Source organism: Agreia sp. Leaf335 (genome assembly GCF_001423605.1).
Taxonomy (GTDB): Bacteria; Actinomycetota; Actinomycetes; order Actinomycetales; family Microbacteriaceae; genus Agreia.
In genome coordinates this window covers 611,024-631,464 of record NZ_LMOQ01000001.1, presented here as the reverse complement: position 1 = coordinate 631,464, position 20,441 = coordinate 611,024, and the positions used below count along the sequence as shown (strand labels likewise).

Sequence of the window (20,441 nt, the reverse complement as noted above, 5' to 3'; positions counted from 1 at the left end):
TCGATGTCGCCGGTCGAATTAGTCAGCCGGCTTACTAATCGATACTAGAGCACGAACGTCACTGATTCGACAGGTTGTTTCCGCAACGATAGGCGGCCGCGGTGATGGTGTCGAGAGCCTGCTTCGAACTGTCCGAGACATCGTCGAGGGCGAAGAAAGCGAAGGTGAGGACGGAGCCGTCGGCCGCATTGATGATGCCGGACAGGGTGTAGCCCGTGTCGATCCAGCCGGTCTTCGCGATCACGTGGCCCGCGGCATCCGCATTCGAGCCGGTGAATCGGCCGCCGAGCGTGCCGCTCTCGCCCGCAACCGGCAGACCGTCGGCGATGATGCCGAGATTGCCTTCCCGCGCGGCGATCTTGGCGAACAGCGCGGTGAGGAAGTTCGGGGAGACACCGTTGTCGTCAGACAGGCCGGACCCGTCGACGATCACGAGCCCCGCCGTGTCGAGACCGTAACTCGCGAGGGCCGACGGGGTGGATGCGCCCAGCGCCGAGAACGTGTTGCCCGAGCCCTGCGCGATCGCGGTGAGGCGCGCCAACATCTCGGCCTCGGTGTTGTCGGAGCGGAGGAGGGCGTCTTGCACCATGGTCGACACCGGCGCCGACTGCACCTGACCGAGCGTCGCCGCGCCCGCCGGAGCCACGCCCTGACTGATCGGTGCACCCGTCGCGCCCAACGCGCTCGCGAATGCCGCGCCCGCCCGACCGATCGGGTCTTCGCTGCGAGCCGATTGACTGCTCGACGGGTCGGCGCGGTCGCCATCGACCTGCAGTGCGGTCACCTCGCTCGACCAGCCGTCGAACAACTCCTTGCGGTTCCACGAGGGCTGCCATGCATCTCCGGCGAACGCCGACGAGTCGAGAACGATCGACGTGACGGGGACTCCCCCGAGAGACGAGTTCACCTGCGCGGCCAGGTCGAGCATGCTGGCGGCACCGGGATAGATGTTGGAAGAGCCGCTGGCCAGGGTGATGTCTCCCCCGCCCACCAGCACGACCTGGCCAGGCTGAGCACCGGCGACGACCGTTGTCGTCGCCCGGTAGTCGGGGCCGAGTACGGCAAGCGCCGCCGCGCTCGTGAGGACCTTCATCACGCTCGCCGTCCGGGAGAAGGTGGTGCCGCCATGGTCGTAGAGGATCTCGCCGGTCGTGGCGTTGCGTACGCTGCCGGAGAAGGTGCCGAGACGCGAGTCGGATGCGGCCTCGGCGATGGAGCAGGTGCGCACAGGCTGAGCCGGGGGAACAGCGGCCGGCACGGCGCGCGCCGCAGGGATCGGCGTGGGAGTCGGGGTCGGCGTCGGCGATGCACTCGCCGTCGACAGCGTCGAGACGCGGGCGACGACATCCGAGTCCGGCGTGCCGACGGCGGCCCCGGCCACCAGTCCCCCGCCACCGAGAACGATCAGCGCGGCGGCCGCGGCAGTCGCGGCGAAAACACGCGGATGCGCTCGGGCACGTCGTACGAGCCCGCTGAGCATCGCGGGCCGCGGCTTCGGTGCAGGCGTCTCGGACATCGCTCCATGCTAACCCGGCCCGCGACAGCCTCGTCGGCGGGTCTTATTCGCCGGGGTAGACGACACCGACCTGGCGCCGGGCCTCGTCGAGCACGGCCATGACCGCGACACTCTCGTCGACGGGAAGGAGGTCGCTCTCGCCGCGACCTTCTCGGACGACGCGTTCGAGCTCCCACGCCTGGTACTGCATGCCGCGGGAGAGCACGTCCTCTTCGTAGCGCTCGAGCACCTCTCCGCTCGTGCCCGCGTAGACGGTGAAGCTCGTCTGGGTGTACCAGACGGAGTCGATCTCGATGCGCGCCTCGGTGCCCACGATGGTGGCGGTGTTCGCGCCCTGCGTGTCGAGCGCGGTATGCAGAACCGAGATCGCGCCGCCATCGTGCTCGAGAATCAGCGCGACCTGTCGGTCGACCCCCGTCGCCGTCTTGTCGCCCTTCGCTGTCACCGAGGTCGGTGCGCCGAACAGATCGACCGCGAACGACACGGGGTAGACGCCGAGGTCGAGCAGAGCTCCCCCGCCGAGCTCGGGATTGTTGATGCGGTGCTGCGGATCGGACGGCAGCAACTGGTCGTGGTCGGCGATGAGCGTGCGCACCTCGCCGAGCGTTCCGGCAGCGATGATCTCGCGAATACGCACCATCGCCGGCAGAAACCGGGTCCACATCGCCTCGAGCACGACGACGCCCGCGTTGCGCGCCGCCTCTCTGACCTGGGCCGCTTCGTCGGCGTTCAGCGTGAAGGGCTTCTCGATCAGCACGTGCTTTCCGGCGGCGATGGCGAGGAGAGCGTTCTCGGCGTGCATCGGATGCGGCGTGGCCACGTAGATCGCATCCACGTCGGGGTCGGCGACCAGAGCCTCGTACGACGGATGCCGGGCTGCGACGTCGAAGCGCGCGCCGAACACATCTGCCGACGCCTGGCTGCGAGAACCGACGGCGGCGATGTCTATGCCCGTGGCCCGCAGGTCGGTGACGAACATCTCGGCGATCCCGCCGGTGCCGAGGATGCCCCAGCGCAATGGAGTGGACACGATTCTCCTTCGAAGTCGGACACCCAACGAAAGAAAGCCCGGATCATCCGGGCTTTCTTGTGGTGGGGCCGCCTATCAGAATCGAACTGATGACCTATTCATTACGAGTGAATCGCTCTACCGACTGAGCTAAGGCGGCCTGGCCACCGCATTTCACTGCGAATGGCACAGCAACAAATCCTAGCCGATGTTGGCAGGCTTCGCTGACACTCTTCAGAGCACCTGCCTCAGCAGGGCGAACGACTCGACGAGCTTCTCGGCGAGCGACTCGTCGTCTTCTCCGTCGGCCCATAGGGTGAAGGCGTGCCGCATGGCCGCCATGGCGACCAGGGCCGTGAGCCGAGCCCGAGCGTCGAACGAGCCCCCGGCATCCACCGAATCGGATGCCGCGTGCTGCTTGATCAGGCGGCGCTCGATCGCGTCGGCCAGCGCGGCTTCGAACCCGCGCATGCCCGAGATCTTCAGGACGAACAGCTCGGGGTAGTCACGCAGAACCTGGCGGCGGAGCTGATGCAGCTCTCGATCGCCGGTGCCGAGGAGGGCCATCTGCTGCATCAGCTCGAGCAGACCGTCGAATGTGTCGCGGTCGGAGTCGTGCGTGACGAAGGCCTCGATGAGCTCGGACTGCACCGCGAGGGGGTTCTCGCCCACCATCGCGGCCTCTTTCGAGGGGAAGTAGTTGAAGAAGGTGCGGGGAGAGATGTTGGCGATGCGGCTGATCTCGTCGACCGTCACCTGCTCGAGACCTCTCTCTGCCGCCAGCTCGAGCACCGTGAATTGAATGCTGCGGCTCGTGGCACGCCGCTTGCGCTCACGGAGGCCGACGCCCTCGTCTAGGACTGCAGAGCTCATCGTCAGCTCGTGCACCGCGGATCGGAGGCGGGCACGGTTCCCTCGAGGAAGTACGCGTCGACGAGCTGCTTGACGCAGCTCGACGTGCCGTAGGCCGTGTGTCCCTCTCCGACGAACGTGATCAGCTGACCGCTCGACAGCTGCCCGGCGAGGCTCTCTGCCCACGCGTACGGCGTCGCCGGGTCGCCTGTGGTGCCGACGACCAGAATCGGCGCGGCCCCCTGTGCCGTCACGGCGTGGGGCGTGCGCGTCGTCTTGTCAGGCCAGGCGTCGCACGAGATGTCGCCGTAGCTCCACCACGGGCCGACGGTCGGGGCGGCCGCGACGAGATCGGCATTCTGCTTCTGCACGGTGGCCGGGTCGTTCGTGTAGGCGTAGTCGAGGCAGTTGATCGCCATGAAGGCCTCTGTCGAGTTGTCGGCGTACGTGCCGTCGGCGCCGCGGCCGTTGTAGCCGTCTGCGAACTGCATGGCGTAGTCGGCGTTGCCCGCGAGGACATCTGAGAACATGTCGCTCAGATAGTCCCAGTTCTGGGCGTTGTAGAGCGGGTAGATGATGGCCGTCAGCATGGTCGACGATCCCAGTTCACGCCCGTCAGATGCCCTGATCGGGCTGGCGTCGACCTGCCCGATCAGCTCGCCGATTCTCGCCATTCCGTCGTCGACGCTGCCTTCGAAGGGGCACGACGACTTCGTGAGGCAGTCGGTGAGATAGGCCTTCAACGCGTTCTCGAAGCCGACGGCCTGACCGACGCTCACGTCGAAGTTGCTCGACGTCGGGTCGAGGGCGCCGTCGAGAACGAGCCGGCCCACCTTCTGCGGGTACAGGTCGGCGTAGGTCGATCCCAGGAAGGTTCCGTACGAGTATCCGAGGTAGTTGAGCTTGCTGTCGCCGAGAGTGGCGCGCAGCAGGTCGAGATCGCGTGCCGCGCTGACCGTGTCGACGTGCCCCAGCAGATCGGCGCTGTTCTTCTCGCACGAGGTCGCGAACTGTGCCGCCGAGGCCGTGTAGGCGTCGAGCCACTCCTGCGAGCCGCGCGCGCCGGGAAGGATGTCGTAGAGGTACGCATCCATCTCTTTGTCGGTGAGGCAGCTGACCGCCGACGAGCGGCCGACGCCGCGCGGGTCGAAACCGACCACGTCGTACTGAGCCTGCAACGCATCGCTGACCGCGAAGTCGAGGCTGTCTTTGACGAAGTCGTAGCCGGAGCCTCCGGGTCCTCCCGGGTTGACGAGCAGCGAGCCGAGGCGTGCGCCCGGGCCACTGGCAGGATGCTTCACGAGCGCCAGGGAGACGTCCGACGCGGAGGGGTCCTTCCAATCGAGCGGGGCCTTCGCCTCAGCGCACTGCAGGCCGTCGCCGCAGTCCGTCCAGGTGAGCACCTGATCGTAGAACGGGCGAAGATCTGCATCGACGTCTTCGGCCGACGGGGTCGACTCGGCCACGGGCCTGTCGCTGCCACCGGACGAGCTGCGGTCGACGAACCACGTCGAGCAGCCGGACACGAGAACCGTGACCGCGAGAGCGGCCACGGCGAGGGAGGCGAACCGTCGCCTGCGGCGCGGAGTGGTGGCGGTCACGGAGTTGTCCTTCGTTGGCGGGTTGCGGTGATGAGAGCGGCCTCGAGGGCGAGGGCAGGTGCGACGTTGGCGGCGATCCGCCGACGCGCGACGGCGAGCGCGTCGAGCACCGCAAGGGTGTCTGCGGGGTCGCTGCCTGCGGCGACCTCGTCGAGCCGCTGCTGGATGGCGGAGTTGATGGTGGGCAGCCCCGAACTCAGCTGCACGAGGAGGATGTCTCGATAGAGCGACATGAGATCGACGAGGATGCGATCGAGCCCGTCACGGAGGCTTCGGGTGGCACGGCGCTTCTGATCGTCTTCGAGGGTCTTGATCTGCGAACGGAGCGCGTGTGGCACGGCCTGCCCGGACTCGACGCCCATGGAACGCAGCGTGCTCTCACGCTCCTCCGCATCGCGCTCGAGAGTGATCGCCTTCGCGTCATCGCCGGCGATCTCCATCAGGCGCGCGGCCGCGACGACGGCCTGCGGCACGTTCTGGATGCCCAGGGCGAGACTCAGCGTCTCGTCGCGACGGGCGCGCGCCTCGTCGTTCGTGGCGAGGCGGTGCGCCATGCCGATGTGGCTCTGCGCCTCTCGAGCAGCTCGCTCGGCAACCTGCGGATCGACGTTGTCGCGCCGTTCGATGAGCGCGGCGACCTCGTCGACGCGAGGCACCCGGAGGCGGACCGACCGGACACGCGAGCGGATGGTCGGGATGAGATCGGCCTCGCTGGGCGCGCAGAGGATCCACACCGTGCGCTCCGGCGGTTCTTCGAGGGCCTTCAGCAGCACGTTGCTGGTGCGCTCGACCATGCGGTCGGCATCTTCGATGACCATCACCCGGTAGCGCCCGACCGACGGCGAGAACTGAGAACTCGAGACGAGTTTGCGTACCTCGTCGATCGAGATGATGACCCGCTCGGTGGTGAGCACCGCCAGGTCGGGATGGGTGCGAGCCTCGACCTGGCGCGTGGTGGCCGGGTCGCCGTCGGCTCCCTGCCTGCTGAGCAGAGCGGCCGCGAATGCATACGCCAGATTGGAACGCCCCGATCCGGGAGGACCGGTGATGAGCCAGGAGTGCGTCATCGAATCGCCCGAGTTCGCGGGGTCTGCCGCGGCGCGGAAAATGGCGATCGCATCGTCCTGGCCGGTCAAGTCGTTCCACACGGTCATAGAGACAACCTACCTGGAGCCGGTGACAGCGACCTCAGGGCGCGTCCGTCCCCGACGACTCGACGCCGAGAAGCGGCTCCACGGCGGCGCGGATCTGCGCGGCGAGCGTCTCGGGGGGCTGCGACGCGTCGAGAACGAGGAATCGCTCGGGCTCGGCTCTCGCAAGCGTGAGGAAGGCGCCGCGAACTCTGGCGTGGAACTCGCTCTTCTCGTTCTCGAGTCGATCGAACCGTGTGCGTGATCCGTCGAGCCGCGTGCGTGCCTCGACTTCGTCGAGATCCAGCAGGATCGTGAGGTCGGGCAGCAGGCCCTCGGCCGCCCAGAGCGACAGGCTCCTGATCTCGTGCGAGTCGAGTACACGACCCGCTCCCTGGTAGGCGACCGAGGAGTCGAGGTACCTGTCCTGGATGACGATCTCACCACGCTCGAGTGCCGGTCGTACCTTCGTACTGATGTGATGCGCCCGGTCTGCCGCGTAGAGAAGCGCCTCGGCCCGCGGGCTGATGTGCCCGCGGCTGTGCAGCACGATCTCGCGCACCTCCGTGCCGAAGTCCGTTCCGCCCGGCTCCCGGGTGCGCAGCACCGTTAGGTGCTGACGGTCGAGCCACTGCTCGAGGAGCGCGGCCTGGGTGGATTTGCCCGAGCCGTCGCCGCCCTCGAGGGTGATGAAGAGTCCGCGTGCGGTCACGTCGTGGGAGCGGATTTCGTCGCAGCGGGCTTCTTCACAGCCGTCGTCTTCACAGCCGTCGTCTTCGCAGCCGTCGTCTTCGCAGCCGTCGTCTTGGCAGCCGTCGTCTTGCGCACGGCAGGCTTCTTGGCCGTCGCCGACTCGTCTCCAGCGGCAGAGGCCTTCGCGACGGGAGCCTTCTTCACCGCAGGCTTCTTGGCCGCAGGCTTCTTGGCCGCAGGCTTCTTCGCAGGAGCCTTCTTGGCCGGCGCTTTCTTGGCTGCCGTCTTGCGCGGGGCAGCCGGCCCCTTCGCGCGCTTGTCCGCCAGAAGCTGCACGGCTCGCTCGAAGTCGACCTCCTCGACGGTCTCCCCCTTCGGAATGGTCGCGTTCGTCACACCGTCGGTGACGTAAGCGCCGAAACGGCCGTCCTTGATGCGGATGGGCTTGCCGCTCTCGGGGTCGGCCTCGAACTCCTTGAGCGCAGACGAGGCGCGCCGCGCCCCGTACTTCGGCTGTGCGAACAGTTCGAGTGCGCCCGGCAGGTCGATCTCGAAGATCAGATCTTCGCTGGTGATCGAGCGGGTGTCGGTGCCCTTCTTGAGGTACGGGCCGAACTTGCCGTTCTGCGCGGTGATCGGCTCACCCGATTCCGGGTCGTCGCCGACGACGCGGGGGAGGTCGAGGAGACGGAGTGCCGTCTCGATGTCGATCGTCGCCAGGTCCATCGACTTGAACAGAGACGCGGTGCGCGGCTTGGGAGCCGTGCTCTTCTTGGCAGCAGGCTTGCGAGCGGGCGCCTTCTTGGTCGTTCCATCCGCGACGACGGCCGGCGCCGGTTCTGCTGCGGCCACCTCGGCGGGCGTCTCGGGCTCAGGATCGACCTCGGTGACGTAGGGCCCGAATCTGCCGTCTTTCGCGACGACGTTCTTGCCTGTCTCGGGGTTCACACCGATGACCCGGTCGACGACCACAGGAGCGTCGATGAGCTCGCGGGCTTTCTCTTCGGTCAGCTCGTCGGGGGCGAGATCGGCAGGAATATTGACCCTGCGTGGCACGGCATCGTCTGCCGCGCCTTCTTCGCGCACCTCGAGATAGGGGCCGTACTTGCCGATGCGAAGCGTGATGTCCGACGCGATGACCACGGAGTTGACCGTGCGTGCGTCGATGTCGCCGAGGTTGTCGATGACATTACGCAAGCCACGATGACCCTCGTTGCCGAAGTAGAACCCGTTCAGCCAGTCGACGCGGTCTTCCTCTCCCCCGGCGATGCGGTCGAGGTCGTTCTCGAGCGTCGCGGTGAAGTCGTAATTCACCAGGTCGCCGAAGTAGTCCTCGAGAAGCCGCACGACCGAGAACGCGATCCAGCTGGGTACGAGCGCCTGGCCGCGGGGCGAGACATAACCTCGGTCGATGATGGTCGAGATGATCGACGCGTAGGTCGACGGGCGGCCGATGCCGAGCTCGTCAAGCGTCTTCACCAGGCTCGCTTCTGTGTAGCGGGGCGGCGGCGAGGTCTCGTGACCCGCTGCATCGACGGACACGGCTCGCAGCGACTGACCCTCGGTCAACGGCGGGAGCTTTGCCTCGGCGGGCTCGGCGGGGCCGTTGCGGTCCTCGTCCTGGCCCTCTTCGTAGGCGTGAAGGAAACCGCGGAAGGTGATGACGGTTCCGCTCGCAGTGAACTCGGCGAGCGCCGGCTCGGCCATTCCCTCGACGCCCGTCGGCCCGGCGGCGATGGTGACGGATGCCGTCACACCTTTCGCGTCGGCCATCTGCGATGCGACGGTGCGCTTCCAGATCAGGTCGTAGAGCTTGAAGTCGTTGCCGCGGAGGGTGGACGCCAGCTGCGTCGGGGTGCGGAACGTCTCACCGGCGGGGCGGATAGCCTCGTGGGCTTCCTGGGCGTTCTTGCTCTTGCCGGCGTAGAGGCGCGGCTTGTCGGGAACGGTCTCCGCTCCGTACAGCGACTTGGCCTGCGACCGGGCTGCGTTGAGCGCCTGCTGCGACAGCGACGGGGAGTCGGTTCGCATATAGGTGATGTACCCGTTCTCGTACAGGGACTGGGCGACGCTCATCGTCTGCCGTGCCGAGAACCGGAGCTTGCGCGAGGCCTCCTGCTGCAGCGTCGACGTGGTGAACGGCGCGGCCGGTCGACGGGTATAGGGCTTGGAGTCGACAGACGAGACGACGATGTTCACACCGGGGGCGGCCAACGCCGCGGCGAGCGCCTTCGCTCCGGCCTCGTCGAGGGCCGTGGCCTTCGACTTGAGCTTGCCGTTCTCGTCGAAGTCGCGGCCTGAGGCGACGCGTTCTCCGTTGATGCGCGCCAGTCTCGACTCGAACCCCTCGGACTTCGACAGCTCGTCGAGCTCCGGAGAGAGGTGTGCGGTCAGATCCCAGTAGCCGGCGGCCGTGAACGCGAGTCGCTCGCGCTCGCGCTCGACGACGAGCCTGGTCGCAGCGGACTGCACCCGGCCGGCGGAGAGGCCGGGACCGATCTTGCGCCAGAGCACCGGTGAGACCTCGTAGCCGTAGAGACGGTCGAGGATGCGCCGGGTCTCTTGAGCGTCGACGAGCGCGCCGTCGATCTGGCGGGTGTTGTCGCGCGCCTTCTCGATGGCCTCGCGGGTGATCTCGTGGAACACCATGCGGTGCACTGGAACCTTGGGCTTCAGCACCTCGAGCAGGTGCCACGCGATGGCTTCTCCCTCGCGGTCCTCATCAGTTGCGAGATAGAGCTCGCTGGCGCCGGCCAGGGCTTTCTTCAGTTCGGCGACCGTCTTCTTCTTGGCGTCGCTCACCACGTAGTAGGGCGCGAAGCCTTTTTCGACGTCGACCGAGAACTTGCCGAGCGACCCGGTCTTGAGCTCGGCGGGAAGGTTCTTGGGCTCGATGAGGTCGCGGATGTGGCCGACAGACGCCTGCACCTCGAAACCGTCGCCGAGGTACTGGGCGATGGACTTGACCTTGGTCGGTGACTCGACGATCACGAGCTTTTTCGGGCCTGGCACTGTGCTCCTCAGCAGGAATAAAGAGAATCGAACCACTCGCGATAATCTCGGGTAAGCGTCTTCGACGGGGTTCGACGGGCACTGATGGCCCATCTGCCACACCATACACACCTCTTTACCCTCATTGCCTAATTGCACAAGCGGCGGGCAAGCGGCGGTGACCCCTTGCGCATATCGCCCGGGTGAGGAAGATGGAAAGCGACCTCAAAGGAGAGGATGCGAAATGACAACGACAGAATTCGGAAGTTACACCGCCAAACTCACGGACGGGCCACTCGAAGGACGCACCGTTCGAACGGAGTTCACCCAGGCGGGTGAGCCCTTGGCGCAACTCGAGATCCCGGCGGGAACGACGAAACGCTACGTCTATCTGCGCGGCAGCGGTGTGGAGTACAACGGCGAGGGCGACAATGCCCGGCTGCCGTCGGCCGTCGACTACCGCTTCATCGAGTCGCGGCTGGGCTGACGGGCGCAGTATCACCCCGCATAATCCCAGTGCCACGGCTCGTCGGGATCGGTGAGCGGTTCGAACCCGAACTGCGCAGCGTTGTCGACGAGCCAGGCATGCGGTGAGGCTCCCCGCACGACGGGTGGATTGACGAAGTCGATGGCGATGGCCAGCCCGTGGTTCGAGGTGCCGGGAATGGCCGCACGGGGCCATCCGTACTCGTTGAAGACCCGCTGCTGACCGGCGAGATCGCGATAGCCCTCGTCGACAGGAAGGTAGTCGCCTGTCTGCGAGTGATAGGAGTCGAGCATCTGCAGAAGTGCGGATGCCGCATCGGAGCGCAGGTAGACGGGCGGATCGGCACGGACGCCCGGATACGAGATGACCACGAGGTCTTCGAGCGGAATCGCTCCGTTCACCCCCGAGACTTGGGCAGCCGGCCGAGGAACCGCCGCCCTGGCTGCGACGGAGAACGTCGTCGCGAGGATCTCCTGGCCGACGGTGACAGTCGCTTCACCGCCCACCACATCGCAGCTCAGCAGTGTGGTCTTGTTGAGCGTCGCGGCCTCGGCCGCGACGGCGCACGACTCGTCAGCCGACCGCACCGACGCCGATTCGGCCGCGGCGATCGCGGCCGAATCCGCTGCGGCATTCGCCCTGGCCTTGGCGGGCAGCACAGAGAAGAGCGACAGGGCGAGCAGGGAGAAGGCCAGCGTTCCGGCGGCGACCATCAGCGCCAGCGTTCCTCCCGCACCGTGGTCACCGGCGAGTCGTCGACGGAGAGTCATTGTCCGCCTCCCAACGCGCAGGTACTCGACGACACCGGAATCGCTGCAAGGGCGAACGGGCCGGCCGCCGCCGCCACGGTGACCGTCGCGCAGACGAATCGCCCGTCGACGCTCGACGTGAGAACCGCGCCATCGCCGAGTAGCTTCGCGACCGTTTCTGTTGCACCCGAGTCGTCGCCGCGGCCGAGCAGTCGGGCCGCCGATGACGCCGCATCGGCGACCCGCATCTGCTGCACGATGAGCTGAAACCCTCCGAGCACGGCCGCGACGATGACGAGGACTGCCGGCAGCACGGTGACGAACTCCATGGTGACGCTGCCGCCGTCGGCACGGAGGGCACGGAAGACAGGGAACATGCCGAGCATGCGCCCCCGGATCTGCTGCATCGCGCTGCCTCGCCTATCCGGCGACGCTCAGCGCTGTGCGCACGAGATCCATGAGGATCTGCTTGACCGCATCGCCGCGCAGCAGCATGACGAGGACGCCGGCCAGACTCACCGCCGCCATGGTGGCGACGACATACTCGGCCGTCGCGGCTCCCTCGTCGTCGGCGAGCGCACGCATGGCGCGCCCGGGAGTCTCGGTCGGCCTCGCCTGTAGCGGGAAGGTCGTGTTCTGGTCGCTCATCATTGCTCGCTCTCTTTCGGTTTCGGCACGAGTGGGGGTGGGGGGGCTCCAGCCTCGCCGCGGAGGTGGGCGAGTTCAGCGACCGGGCCCGATCTGTGCGGGCTCACGAGAGTTCGACCACCGTGGAGGAGAAGATGGCGATCATCATCGGAGCGACGCCGAGCAGCATGAATGCCGGGAGCACGCAGACACCGAGGGGAATCATGAGCGTGGTGCCGAGAGCCGCCGCGCGCGACTGTGCTCGGCTCGTCGCCTCGCGACCGATCTGCCTGGCCTCGCTCTGCAGCAGTTCCGCCGCCGGAACCCCCGCCGCGCGGGACAGTTCGAGCACCCGGTCGATGCGATGGGCATCGTCTGACTCGCCGAGATCGTGCCGAGTCAGCGCCTCGGTCGCGAGGTCGCGGGCCCGTGCCAGCGATCCCCCGCCCGCGAGCCCGATGGCCACCAGTTGGGCGGTCAGGCCCGGTGACGATTCGGCCGGTCTCGCTCGGGCCACGAGCCTGGATGTCCACCGCGCGGCAGCCACCGTCAGCAGTGCTCCGGCGACGAGGCAGCCGACGCCCAAAGGGGTGCCGAACAGCACGCCGATCGTGTCGAAGCCCAGAAGGGCTCCGAACAGCAGCCCGAGCACGGGCATCACGCCGACGAATCGCGCTGTGGATCGAGGGCCGGCGAGGGCGGCATCGACGTCACGATGCAGCTGCCCGAGTTGACGAAGGGTGTCGGCGGTCTCACGCAGGCTCGACGCGAGGGGAGCCCCGCTCTCGTTGGCGACGAACCACGACGCGGCGACCGCTCGCCACGCGGAACCGGCCTGCGCTGCCTCGGTGGACGACGCCGCACTCATGATCGCCTCGGGAATCGAGCCGCCGGCGGCGACAGATCGGGCGACGGCGCCGACGATCTGGTCTGACGGGTCGCCCGCGTCGCGCAGATAGCTCCACGCATTCGTGGGCGCCACACCGGCACCGAGCATCACCGCGAGCCGTTGCACCACCGATGCGACGGCCTCGACGGACAGAGCATCTGCCGCCCTCACTCCATCGCCTCGACCCGCAGCCGCCCGGCGGCGTCGATGCCGAACCGGCCCACGGCATCCAGAACCCGGCGTGAGCCGCGGCGTTCGAGATGGAGCACGAGCCCGATGGCGCTCACCGCCTGCCGCGCCACCGTCTCTGGGCTCATCGCGGCGAGCGAGCCGAGCGCCTCGAGGCGCGCCGGAACATCGTCGAGGGAGTTCGCGTGCAGCGTTCCCGCGCCGCCATCGTGACCGGTGTTGAGGGCCGACAGCAGTTCGCGGATCTCGCCACCCCGGCACTCGCCCAGAACGAGCCGGTCGGGCCGCATTCGCAGCGCCTCCCGCAAGAGCCGATCGAGCCCGACGCCGCCCGCCCCCTCGAGGTTCGGCTGGCGGGTCTCGAGCGCGATGAAGTGGGGATGCTCCACGCGGAGCTCGGCGACGTCTTCGACCGCGATGATGCGATCGGCTCGATCGGCGGCCGCCAGGAGCGCGGAGAGGAAAGTCGTCTTGCCGCTGCCGCCAGCGCCCGTGATGAGCAGATTCGCACGGCTGCGCACGGCCTCGTCGATGAACGTGCGGGCACCTTGCGACTCTGCACCCTCGCCGAACAGCCCGGATGCCGCGAGCGAGTCGAGGCGCGGTCGGTCGAGCGGCGGGATGCGGATGGACAGGAGCGTTCCCCTCGGCGCGATCGGAGGCAGGGCCACGTGCACGCGGATGCCGTCGTGGAGCCGCACATCGGCACAGGGCGTGGCCTCGTCGATGTGCCGCCCGCCGCGAGCGACGATCGCGACGGCGAGCTCTCTGAGCTTGACCTCGCTGGGACACGACCACCCCGGCTGCCGTACGAGTCCGGTACCCCGGTCTATCCACAGATCGTCGGGGCCATTCACGAAGACGTCGGTGACGTCGGGGTCGCTCACGTACCCGGCCAGCGGCCCGAAGTCGGATGCGCCGGCGCGGCTGCGCGGCACGGGCGAGGGCCGCTGTGCCGCGGAGGGGTGCGTGCCCGCGCCGGCGGTGGGGGACGGCGGCGCGGGCACGGCTGGAGGCGCGCTCAGCACGGGAGCTGCGACGAAGGGTTCGCGCTCGCGCGCTGCCTCGCCGGGCCTGTCGTCCGTGAGCTGTCTGCTTGCCATGTCCACGACCGTAGAAGGGCCGAGTGCGGCGTGGCGCGGCGGCCGCAAGACTGTGGACGGTTCGCCCGAGCAACCCCTGGGGAGGAGAAGAGTCGACTCCCGCCGAAGCCCGCGACACGGTCGGTTAAAAAAGAAGGGGCGGCACCTAATGGGGGGAAAAGGTGCCGCCGTAGCAACGCTGGATTGGGGGAATCCGTTAGTGCGCTGCATCTGGAAACGAGTTCCAGTGGGATCGAGTTTACTCGCCGGAAACACAACCGCAACTTCCCTCAGCTTTTTCTCAGCGGCCCCCGGCGGAGTCCCATTCTCCGGGGGCAACGCGATGCAACATCGCCCTCCTTCCGCCCCGCCGAAGGCTGGCTAAGCTTGCACCAGCCGTCGCAAAGGAGCGCACTGAAACTCATGAGCAATCGCATCGACAACCTTCTCCACGAGGCACGCCGCTTTCCGCCCACCGAGCAGTTCGCGGCGACCGCCGTCGCGGGCGCAGACCTCTACGAAGCGGCAGAAAACGACCGCCTGCAGTTCTGGGCCGATCGTGCGCGCGAGCTGCTGCACTGGCACACGCCGTTCACCCGCACCCTCGACTGGACGAACCCTCCCTTCGCGAAGTGGTTCGACGACGGTGCCCTCAATGTGGCCTACAACTGCCTCGACCGCCACGTGCTCGCCGGCAACGGCGACCGCATCGCCCTGCACTGGGAGGGCGAGCCGGGAGACTCTCGCAGCTACAGCTACGCCGAGCTCACCAGCGAGGTGAAGCGCGCGGCCAATCTGCTGACCAGCCTCGGCATTCGCCAGGGCGACCGCGTGGCGATCTACCTGCCCATGATTCCGGAGGCCGTCATCTCGATGCTGGCCGTCGCGCGCATCGGCGCCGTGCACTCGGTGGTGTTCGGCGGATTCAGCGCCGAGAGCCTGCGCAGCCGCATCGACGATGCGAGCGCCAAGCTGGTGATCACGGCCGACGGCGGGTACCGCAAGGGCTCGGTGTTCCCGCTGAAGCAGGCTGTGGATGCCGCACTGGCGGCAGACGGCGACAGCACCGTCTCGCACGTGCTCGTCGTCAAGCGCGGCGGCAACGACGTGGAGTGGGTGGAAGGCCGAGACCTATGGTGGCACGACGAGATGGTGGCCGTCGACGACGAGCACGTGGCGAAGCCCTTTGCGGCCGAGAACCCGCTCTTCATCCTCTACACCTCGGGAACCACGGGAAAGCCGAAGGGGATCCTGCACACCTCCGGCGGCTACCTCACCCAGGCGGCGTTCACGCACAAGTCGGTCTTCGACCTTCGACCCGAGACAGACGTGTACTGGTGCACCGCCGACGTCGGCTGGATCACCGGACACAGCTACGTCGTCTATGGCCCACTGGCCAACGGAGCGACCCAGGTGCTCTACGAGGGGACGCCCGACTCACCTCACGCTGGGCGCTGGTGGGAGATCATTCAGAAATACGGCGTGAGCATCTTCTACACCGCGCCCACGGCCATCCGCTCGTTCATGAAGGCCGGCCGGCAGATACCCCAGCAGTTCGATCTGACGAGTCTGCGCCTGCTCGGCTCGGTGGGCGAGCCGATCAACCCCGAGGCGTGGATCTGGTATCGCGATGTGATCGGCGGCGGTGAGACGCCGATCGTCGACACGTGGTGGCAGACAGAGACCGGAGCGATCATGGTCTCCGCGCTACCCGGGGTGACCACGCTCAAGCCGGGCTCGGCGCAGGTCGCCATTCCCGGCATCCAGATCGAGGTTCTCGACGACGACGGGCACGACGTCGGGCTCGACTCGGGCGGCCTGCTCGTGGTGAGCGAACCGTGGCCGTCGATGCTCCGCGGAATCTGGGGCGACCCGGAGCGCTACAAGGAGACGTACTGGGACAAGTTCGGCGATAAATACTTCGCCGGCGACGGCGCGCGCCGGGATCGCGATGGCGACCTCTGGCTACTCGGCCGTGTCGACGACGTGATGAACGTCTCGGGCCACCGGCTCTCGACGGCGGAGATCGAGTCGGCGCTGGTGTCGCATCCCCTGGTCGCCGAGGCCGCCGTGGTGGGGGCCGAAGACGAGGCGACGGGTCAGGCGGTGGTCGCTTTCGTGATCGTGCGCACGAGCCAGGCCGACGTCGCGTCCGCCGAGGAGGCATCCGCTCTGCTTCGCGCCCACGTCGCCGAGCAGATCGGCGCGATCGCCAAGCCCCGCACCGTGTTCCTCGTCGCCGAACTGCCCAAGACGCGTTCGGGCAAGATCATGCGACGCCTTCTCAAAGATGTGGCCGAGGGCCGTGAGGTCGGAGACACCACGACCCTCGCCGACACGCAGGTGATGCAGATCATCACCGACAAGCTGAAGTAATCGGTCGAGGCGCCTAGGCGAACTCGACGATCACCTCGATCTCGACGGGAGCGTCGAGTGGGAGGGCGGCGACGCCCACAGCCGAACGCGCGTGGATGCCGCGGTCGCCGAACAGCTCGCCGAGAAACTCGGATGCGCCGTTGATCACGCCGGGCTGGCCCGTGAACGACGGGTCGGATGCGACGAAACCGGTCACTTTGACGACCCGCGTCACACGGTCGAGCGAGCCGATCACGTTCTCGACCGCGGCGAGCGCGTTCAGAATGGATGTCCGGGCGAGCGACTTGGCGATCGACGGCGAGACGAGCTCGTGGCCGTCTCCGACCTTGCCGGTGTACTCGAGGCTGCCGTCGACGAACGGAAGCTGACCCGCGGTGAACACGAGGTTGCCCGAGACCACGGCGGGAATGTAGGCCGCGACCGGGGGCACGACCGTGGGGATGCTGACCCCGAGTTCAGCGAGACGCGCAGCGATCGCGCTCATCAGGAGGCCTCGCCCGCCGGCGCTACCGGGCGCTTGAGATAGGCGACGAGCCCACCCTCGGGGCCCGTGACGATCTGCACGAGTTCCCAGCCCTTCGCGCCCCAGGTGTTGAGGATCCCCGTGGTGTTGTGGATCATGAGCGGTGTTGTGACGTACTCCCAAGTGGGCATCCGCGTTCCTTTCTGGGCATTTGCCAGCATCATCGATTACTCTCGAGCATATGTCTGCCCAGAAATCTAAGGTTAGCGGCGTCATCGGAGCGATCCTTGGACTCGTGGGGATGAGCGCCATTGCCGGCGTCCTCGTGACGGCCATGGTCGCCCCCGCGCTCGCAGTCACCGGAATCGCCGCCAACAACTCCATCGGCATGTTCGAGAACCTGCCCTCGAACATCCGCCCCGATGTGCTCGCTCAGAAGTCCGAGATCTACGCCACGGGCAGCGACGGCAACCCCGTTCTTCTCGCGTCGGTCTTCGACCAGAACCGCGAAGAGGTCGGGTGGGATCAGATCTCGCCGTTCGTGAAGGACGCTGTGGTGTCTGTCGAGGACCCGCGCTTCTACACGCACGGTGGAGTCGACATCGTGTCGGCCGCTCGCGCTGCCGCACAGAGCGCGGCCGGCGGAGACGGCCCCGGTGCGTCGACCATCTCGATGCAGTACGTGCGCAACATCCTCATTCAGAAGACCGAGGAGATCCAAGACAAGGCCGAGCGCGACAAGGCCTTCGAAGACGCCACGAAGACCACGGTCGACCGCAAGCTCAAAGAGATGAAGCTGGCCATCGGCCTCGAGAAGGAGTTCACGAAGGATCAGATCCTTCTGGGCTACCTGAACATCTCCAACTTCGGCGGCACCGTCTACGGAATCGAAGCGGCAGCGCAGTACTACTACGGCGTGTCCGCAAAAGACGTGACGCTGGCGCAGGCGACCAGCCTCGTCGCCATGGTCAACGAACCCAACGGCTTGCGCATCGACCAGCCCGACGCTCCGGAGAAGATCACCGAGAACCAGGCTCGTCGCGACGTCAACATCCTTCCGGCCATGCTCAAAGAGCACAAGATCACGCAGGCGCAGTTCGACGAGGCCAAAGCGACTCCGGTCACGCCGAACATCGTGCAGCCGTCGACCGGCTGCAAGACGGCGAACGAGAACATCGGCGCGGGCTACTTCTGCGACTACGTGTCGTACATCGTCAAGAACGACGCGGCCTTCGGCGACAGTGCCGAGTCTCGCTGGCAGAAGTTCCGCACGGGCGGCTACCAGATCTTCACCACGCTCGACCTCGATCTGCAGACCGCAGCCATCACGTCGATGAACGAGAACGTTCCGCAGAACCCGGAGCAGCTGAACCTCGGCTCCTCGATGGTCACCGTCGAGCCGGGAACCGGAAAGATCCTGGCGATGGTGCAGAACAAGACGTTCAACGACGACCCCGATACGACGATGCCGAACGAGACCTCGGTCAACTTCAGCACCGACTACGCCTACGGCGGCTCGACCGGATTCCCCTCGGGATCGACGTACAAGGTCTTCACGCTGGCAGATTGGCTCAAGACTGGTCACTCGCTCAACGAACAGGTCAACGGAAGCGTGCGCACCTTCAACCTCGCGACGTTCAAGAACCGCTGCCAGGGCGCGGGCGGCGGAACCTACAAGTCGGCCAACGACGGCGCAGCGAACCCGGGGTCGATGAACATCGTCTCCGCGACCGCCTCCTCGGTCAACAACGCCTACATCGGCATGGCGCAGAAGCTCGACATGTGCGACATCACCGAGACGGCGGAGTCGTTCGGTATGCACCGCGCCGACGGCACGCCCATGCAGCAGAACGTCTCGAGCGTGCTCGGCACGAACGAGGTCGCCCCGCTCACCGTGGCCGCCGCCTACGCCGGCATCGCGGCCAACGGCCTCTTCTGCCAGCCCAAGGCCATCGAGCGCATCGTCGACGGCACGGGCGCCGAGATCCCCGTGCCCGCGACCACCTGCAACCAGGTCGTCGACCCGAACGTCGCCGCCGCGATGGACGTCGCGATGGCCGCGGTCGTGAACGGCGGAACCGGTGGAGCAGCACGACCAGGCGACGGTATCCCCCTCATCGGTAAGACGGGTACCACCGACGGTGAGAAGCACGTGTGGTTCGCCGGCGCATCCACGAAACTGGCCACCGCCATCTGGGTGGGCAACATCGTGGGTGATGTCTCCGTGCGCTACACCAGCGTTCCTGACTACGGAAACGTCGCCGATATGCGCTTCAGCACGTGGAGCCAGTACATGGGAGCTGCCAACGCCAAGTACGGCGGAGACGCTTTCCCCACCCCGAACAGCTCGCTGACCAGCACGCCGCAGGTCGCCGTGCCCTCGGTGCAGGGAAAGACCATCGCAGAGGCGCAGTCGCTGGTCGAGGCCGCCGGCTTCACCTTCCAGGACGGTGGCGCGACCGACAACGAGGCGCCCGCCGGAACCGCCGCGGGCAGCGTTCCCGCGGGTGGCGAGAACGCCACGAAGGGCGCGACGGTCACCGTCTACACGAGCAACGGAGCGCTGAAGAGCGTCCCCGACGTCATCTCCGGATCGAACAGCATCGGCGAAGCGGCGAACAAGCTCGGGCCCGCCGGCTGGAAGTTCGCGGGTACCAAGTACCAGGTGACCGGCGACGGGTGTAACGAGCAGAAACCGATCGGAACAGAACCCGCGGTCGGCAGCTTCGCCAACCCCGCCAGCCAGGGTGTGTACATCATCGGTTGTAAGAAGAAGTAGCGACGAGGTGGCATTGTCCCGTCAGGCGACGGCCGCCGCGACAGCCCTTGGGCTGACCGTGGCGGCCGGAGCTGCTGCCTTCGGGTGGGGCTCCCTTGTGGAGCGCCGCCTCTTCACCCTTCGCCGCGTCTCCGCCCCCGTGCTCCCTGCCGGTGCGGCGGACATCCGGGTCTTGCACATCTCTGATCTGCATATGGCTCCGTGGCAGCACGACAAGCAGGAGTGGGTGAGGCGACTCGCGCTTCTGGAACCCGATCTGGTCGTCGACACGGGTGACAACCTCGGTCACGTCGACTCCTACGACGCGATCGCGCAATCGCTCGAGCCGTTCAGAGGAGTTCCCGGCGTCTTCGTCAACGGCTCGAACGACTATTTTGCACCGACGTTCAAGAGCCCTCTGCGCTACTTCATGGGGCCGTCGAAGATGCATCGCGACCCGACCAGGCTCGACACGAAGAGGCTCGAGAACACGTTCGGCGACCTGGGGTGGCAGAACCTCAACAACCGCGCCACCAATCTGGTCGTCAACGGCACGCGCATCGAGTTCTTCGGCGTCGACGACCCGCACCGTCACTACGACCGACTCGACCGCATTCCGGGGGCACTCGACGAACTGCGGGAGGACGAAGACGACGACTACTCGGCCGACCTCACGATCGGCGTATCTCACGCGCCGTATCAGCGTGTACTCAACTCCTTCGTGACGCACGGCGCCGACGTGATCTTCGCCGGCCACACGCACGGCGGCCAGGTGTGCGTGCCCGGATTCGGCGCCCTCATCACCAATTGCGACATTCCGAGAGACCAGGTCAAGGGCTTGAGCGTCTGGCGACACGGGCTTCGCGCGGCCTACCTCAACGTCTCCGCCGGTCTCGGCACATCGATCTATGCTCCGTTCCGTTTCGCGTGCCTGCCCGAGGCGACGCTGCTGACGCTCACTGCCTCTCGCTGACCGGTGCACGCGGCACCCGGCGAAATCGGCTAGGATGATTGAGGCCTTCGGGCTGA

At 67.0% G+C, this 20,441-nt stretch carries 18 protein-coding genes and 1 tRNA gene; 4 read left to right on the top strand and 15 right to left on the bottom strand.

What is annotated here, in order from left to right; all coding sequences use genetic code 11:
* Positions 1-58: 58 nt before the first annotated feature.
* From dacB to topA, 8 genes are all read right to left on the bottom strand, one after another.
* Complete coding sequence (dacB, locus tag ASF79_RS03070; protein WP_156366138.1) at positions 59-1,516, bottom strand: D-alanyl-D-alanine carboxypeptidase/D-alanyl-D-alanine endopeptidase; 1,458 nt, start codon at positions 1,514-1,516, stop codon at positions 59-61.
* A gap of 43 nt (positions 1,517-1,559) precedes the next feature.
* Complete coding sequence (locus ASF79_RS03065) at positions 1,560-2,546, bottom strand: Gfo/Idh/MocA family protein (RefSeq protein ID WP_268751122.1); 987 nt, start codon at positions 2,544-2,546, stop codon at positions 1,560-1,562.
* A 63-nt stretch (positions 2,547-2,609) separates the two neighbouring features.
* Positions 2,610-2,685, bottom strand: a tRNA-Thr gene (locus ASF79_RS03060).
* Between the two features lie 74 nt (positions 2,686-2,759).
* Positions 2,760-3,398 (bottom strand): TetR family transcriptional regulator, encoded by a 639-nt coding sequence (locus ASF79_RS03055; RefSeq protein ID WP_055853065.1) that lies wholly within the window; start codon positions 3,396-3,398, stop codon positions 2,760-2,762.
* Between the two features lie 2 nt (positions 3,399-3,400).
* A complete protein-coding gene (locus ASF79_RS03050; protein ID WP_055775676.1) occupies positions 3,401-4,978 on the bottom strand; it encodes an alpha/beta hydrolase in 1,578 nt (525 codons plus the stop codon).
* Positions 4,975-6,132, bottom strand: coding sequence for a DNA polymerase III subunit delta' (locus tag ASF79_RS03045; protein WP_055851773.1), 1,158 nt, complete (start codon positions 6,130-6,132; stop codon positions 4,975-4,977). The genes ASF79_RS03050 and ASF79_RS03045 overlap by 4 nt, the downstream gene beginning before the upstream one ends.
* 34 nt (positions 6,133-6,166) lie before the next feature.
* Positions 6,167-6,820, bottom strand: coding sequence for a dTMP kinase (tmk, locus tag ASF79_RS03040; RefSeq protein ID WP_055851769.1), 654 nt, complete (start codon positions 6,818-6,820; stop codon positions 6,167-6,169).
* A complete protein-coding gene (gene topA, locus ASF79_RS03035; RefSeq protein WP_055851767.1) occupies positions 6,817-9,813 on the bottom strand; it encodes a type I DNA topoisomerase in 2,997 nt (998 codons plus the stop codon). Before topA ends, tmk begins: the two co-directional genes overlap by 4 nt.
* Before the next feature lie 223 nt (positions 9,814-10,036).
* Here topA and ASF79_RS03030 point away from each other — a divergent pair, with 223 nt between their 5' ends.
* The gene (locus ASF79_RS03030; RefSeq protein ID WP_055775688.1) at positions 10,037-10,279 is read left to right on the top strand and encodes a hypothetical protein; all 243 of its coding nucleotides are present in this window, start codon (positions 10,037-10,039) and stop codon (positions 10,277-10,279) included.
* An 11-nt stretch (positions 10,280-10,290) separates the two neighbouring features.
* On the opposite strand, the gene ASF79_RS03025 is transcribed toward ASF79_RS03030, so the two are convergent.
* The 5 genes from ASF79_RS03025 to ASF79_RS03005 form a co-directional block, all read right to left on the bottom strand.
* On the bottom strand, positions 10,291-11,049 hold the full coding sequence (locus tag ASF79_RS03025) for a M15 family metallopeptidase (protein ID WP_055851764.1): 759 nt from the start codon (positions 11,047-11,049) through the stop codon (positions 10,291-10,293).
* Positions 11,046-11,435: a TadE family protein gene (locus ASF79_RS03020; protein WP_055775694.1), complete on the bottom strand. Its 390-nt coding sequence runs from the start codon at positions 11,433-11,435 to the stop codon at positions 11,046-11,048. The genes ASF79_RS03025 and ASF79_RS03020 overlap by 4 nt, the downstream gene beginning before the upstream one ends.
* 13 nt (positions 11,436-11,448) lie before the next feature.
* Positions 11,449-11,679: a DUF4244 domain-containing protein gene (locus ASF79_RS03015; protein WP_082495649.1), complete on the bottom strand. Its 231-nt coding sequence runs from the start codon at positions 11,677-11,679 to the stop codon at positions 11,449-11,451.
* A gap of 100 nt (positions 11,680-11,779) precedes the next feature.
* Positions 11,780-12,715 (bottom strand): type II secretion system F family protein, encoded by a 936-nt coding sequence (locus tag ASF79_RS03010; RefSeq protein WP_055851760.1) that lies wholly within the window; start codon positions 12,713-12,715, stop codon positions 11,780-11,782.
* Positions 12,712-13,836 (bottom strand): CpaF family protein, encoded by a 1,125-nt coding sequence (locus tag ASF79_RS03005; protein WP_082495648.1) that lies wholly within the window; start codon positions 13,834-13,836, stop codon positions 12,712-12,714. The genes ASF79_RS03010 and ASF79_RS03005 overlap by 4 nt, the downstream gene beginning before the upstream one ends.
* A 402-nt stretch (positions 13,837-14,238) precedes the next feature.
* Here ASF79_RS03005 and acs point away from each other — a divergent pair, with 402 nt between their 5' ends.
* Positions 14,239-16,191, top strand: coding sequence for an acetate--CoA ligase (gene acs / locus ASF79_RS03000; protein WP_055851757.1), 1,953 nt, complete (start codon positions 14,239-14,241; stop codon positions 16,189-16,191).
* A 13-nt stretch (positions 16,192-16,204) separates the two neighbouring features.
* Here acs and ASF79_RS02995 read toward each other — a convergent pair whose 3' ends face one another.
* Positions 16,205-16,675 carry a RidA family protein gene (locus tag ASF79_RS02995; RefSeq protein WP_055775701.1) on the bottom strand — a complete coding sequence of 157 codons (471 nt, stop codon included), beginning with the start codon at positions 16,673-16,675 and terminating at the stop codon, positions 16,205-16,207.
* Positions 16,675-16,845, bottom strand: a complete 171-nt coding sequence (locus ASF79_RS17515; RefSeq protein WP_181035762.1) for a hypothetical protein — start codon at positions 16,843-16,845, stop codon at positions 16,675-16,677. Before ASF79_RS17515 ends, ASF79_RS02995 begins: the two co-directional genes overlap by 1 nt.
* A gap of 110 nt (positions 16,846-16,955) precedes the next feature.
* On the opposite strand from ASF79_RS17515, the gene ASF79_RS02990 reads away from it, so the two are divergent.
* Both ASF79_RS02990 and ASF79_RS02985 read left to right on the top strand, forming a co-directional pair.
* Positions 16,956-19,433: a transglycosylase domain-containing protein gene (locus ASF79_RS02990; protein ID WP_162239059.1), complete on the top strand. Its 2,478-nt coding sequence runs from the start codon at positions 16,956-16,958 to the stop codon at positions 19,431-19,433.
* Between the two features lie 13 nt (positions 19,434-19,446).
* Positions 19,447-20,385, top strand: coding sequence for a metallophosphoesterase (locus ASF79_RS02985; protein ID WP_055851752.1), 939 nt, complete (start codon positions 19,447-19,449; stop codon positions 20,383-20,385).
* Positions 20,386-20,441: the final 56 nt, after the last annotated feature.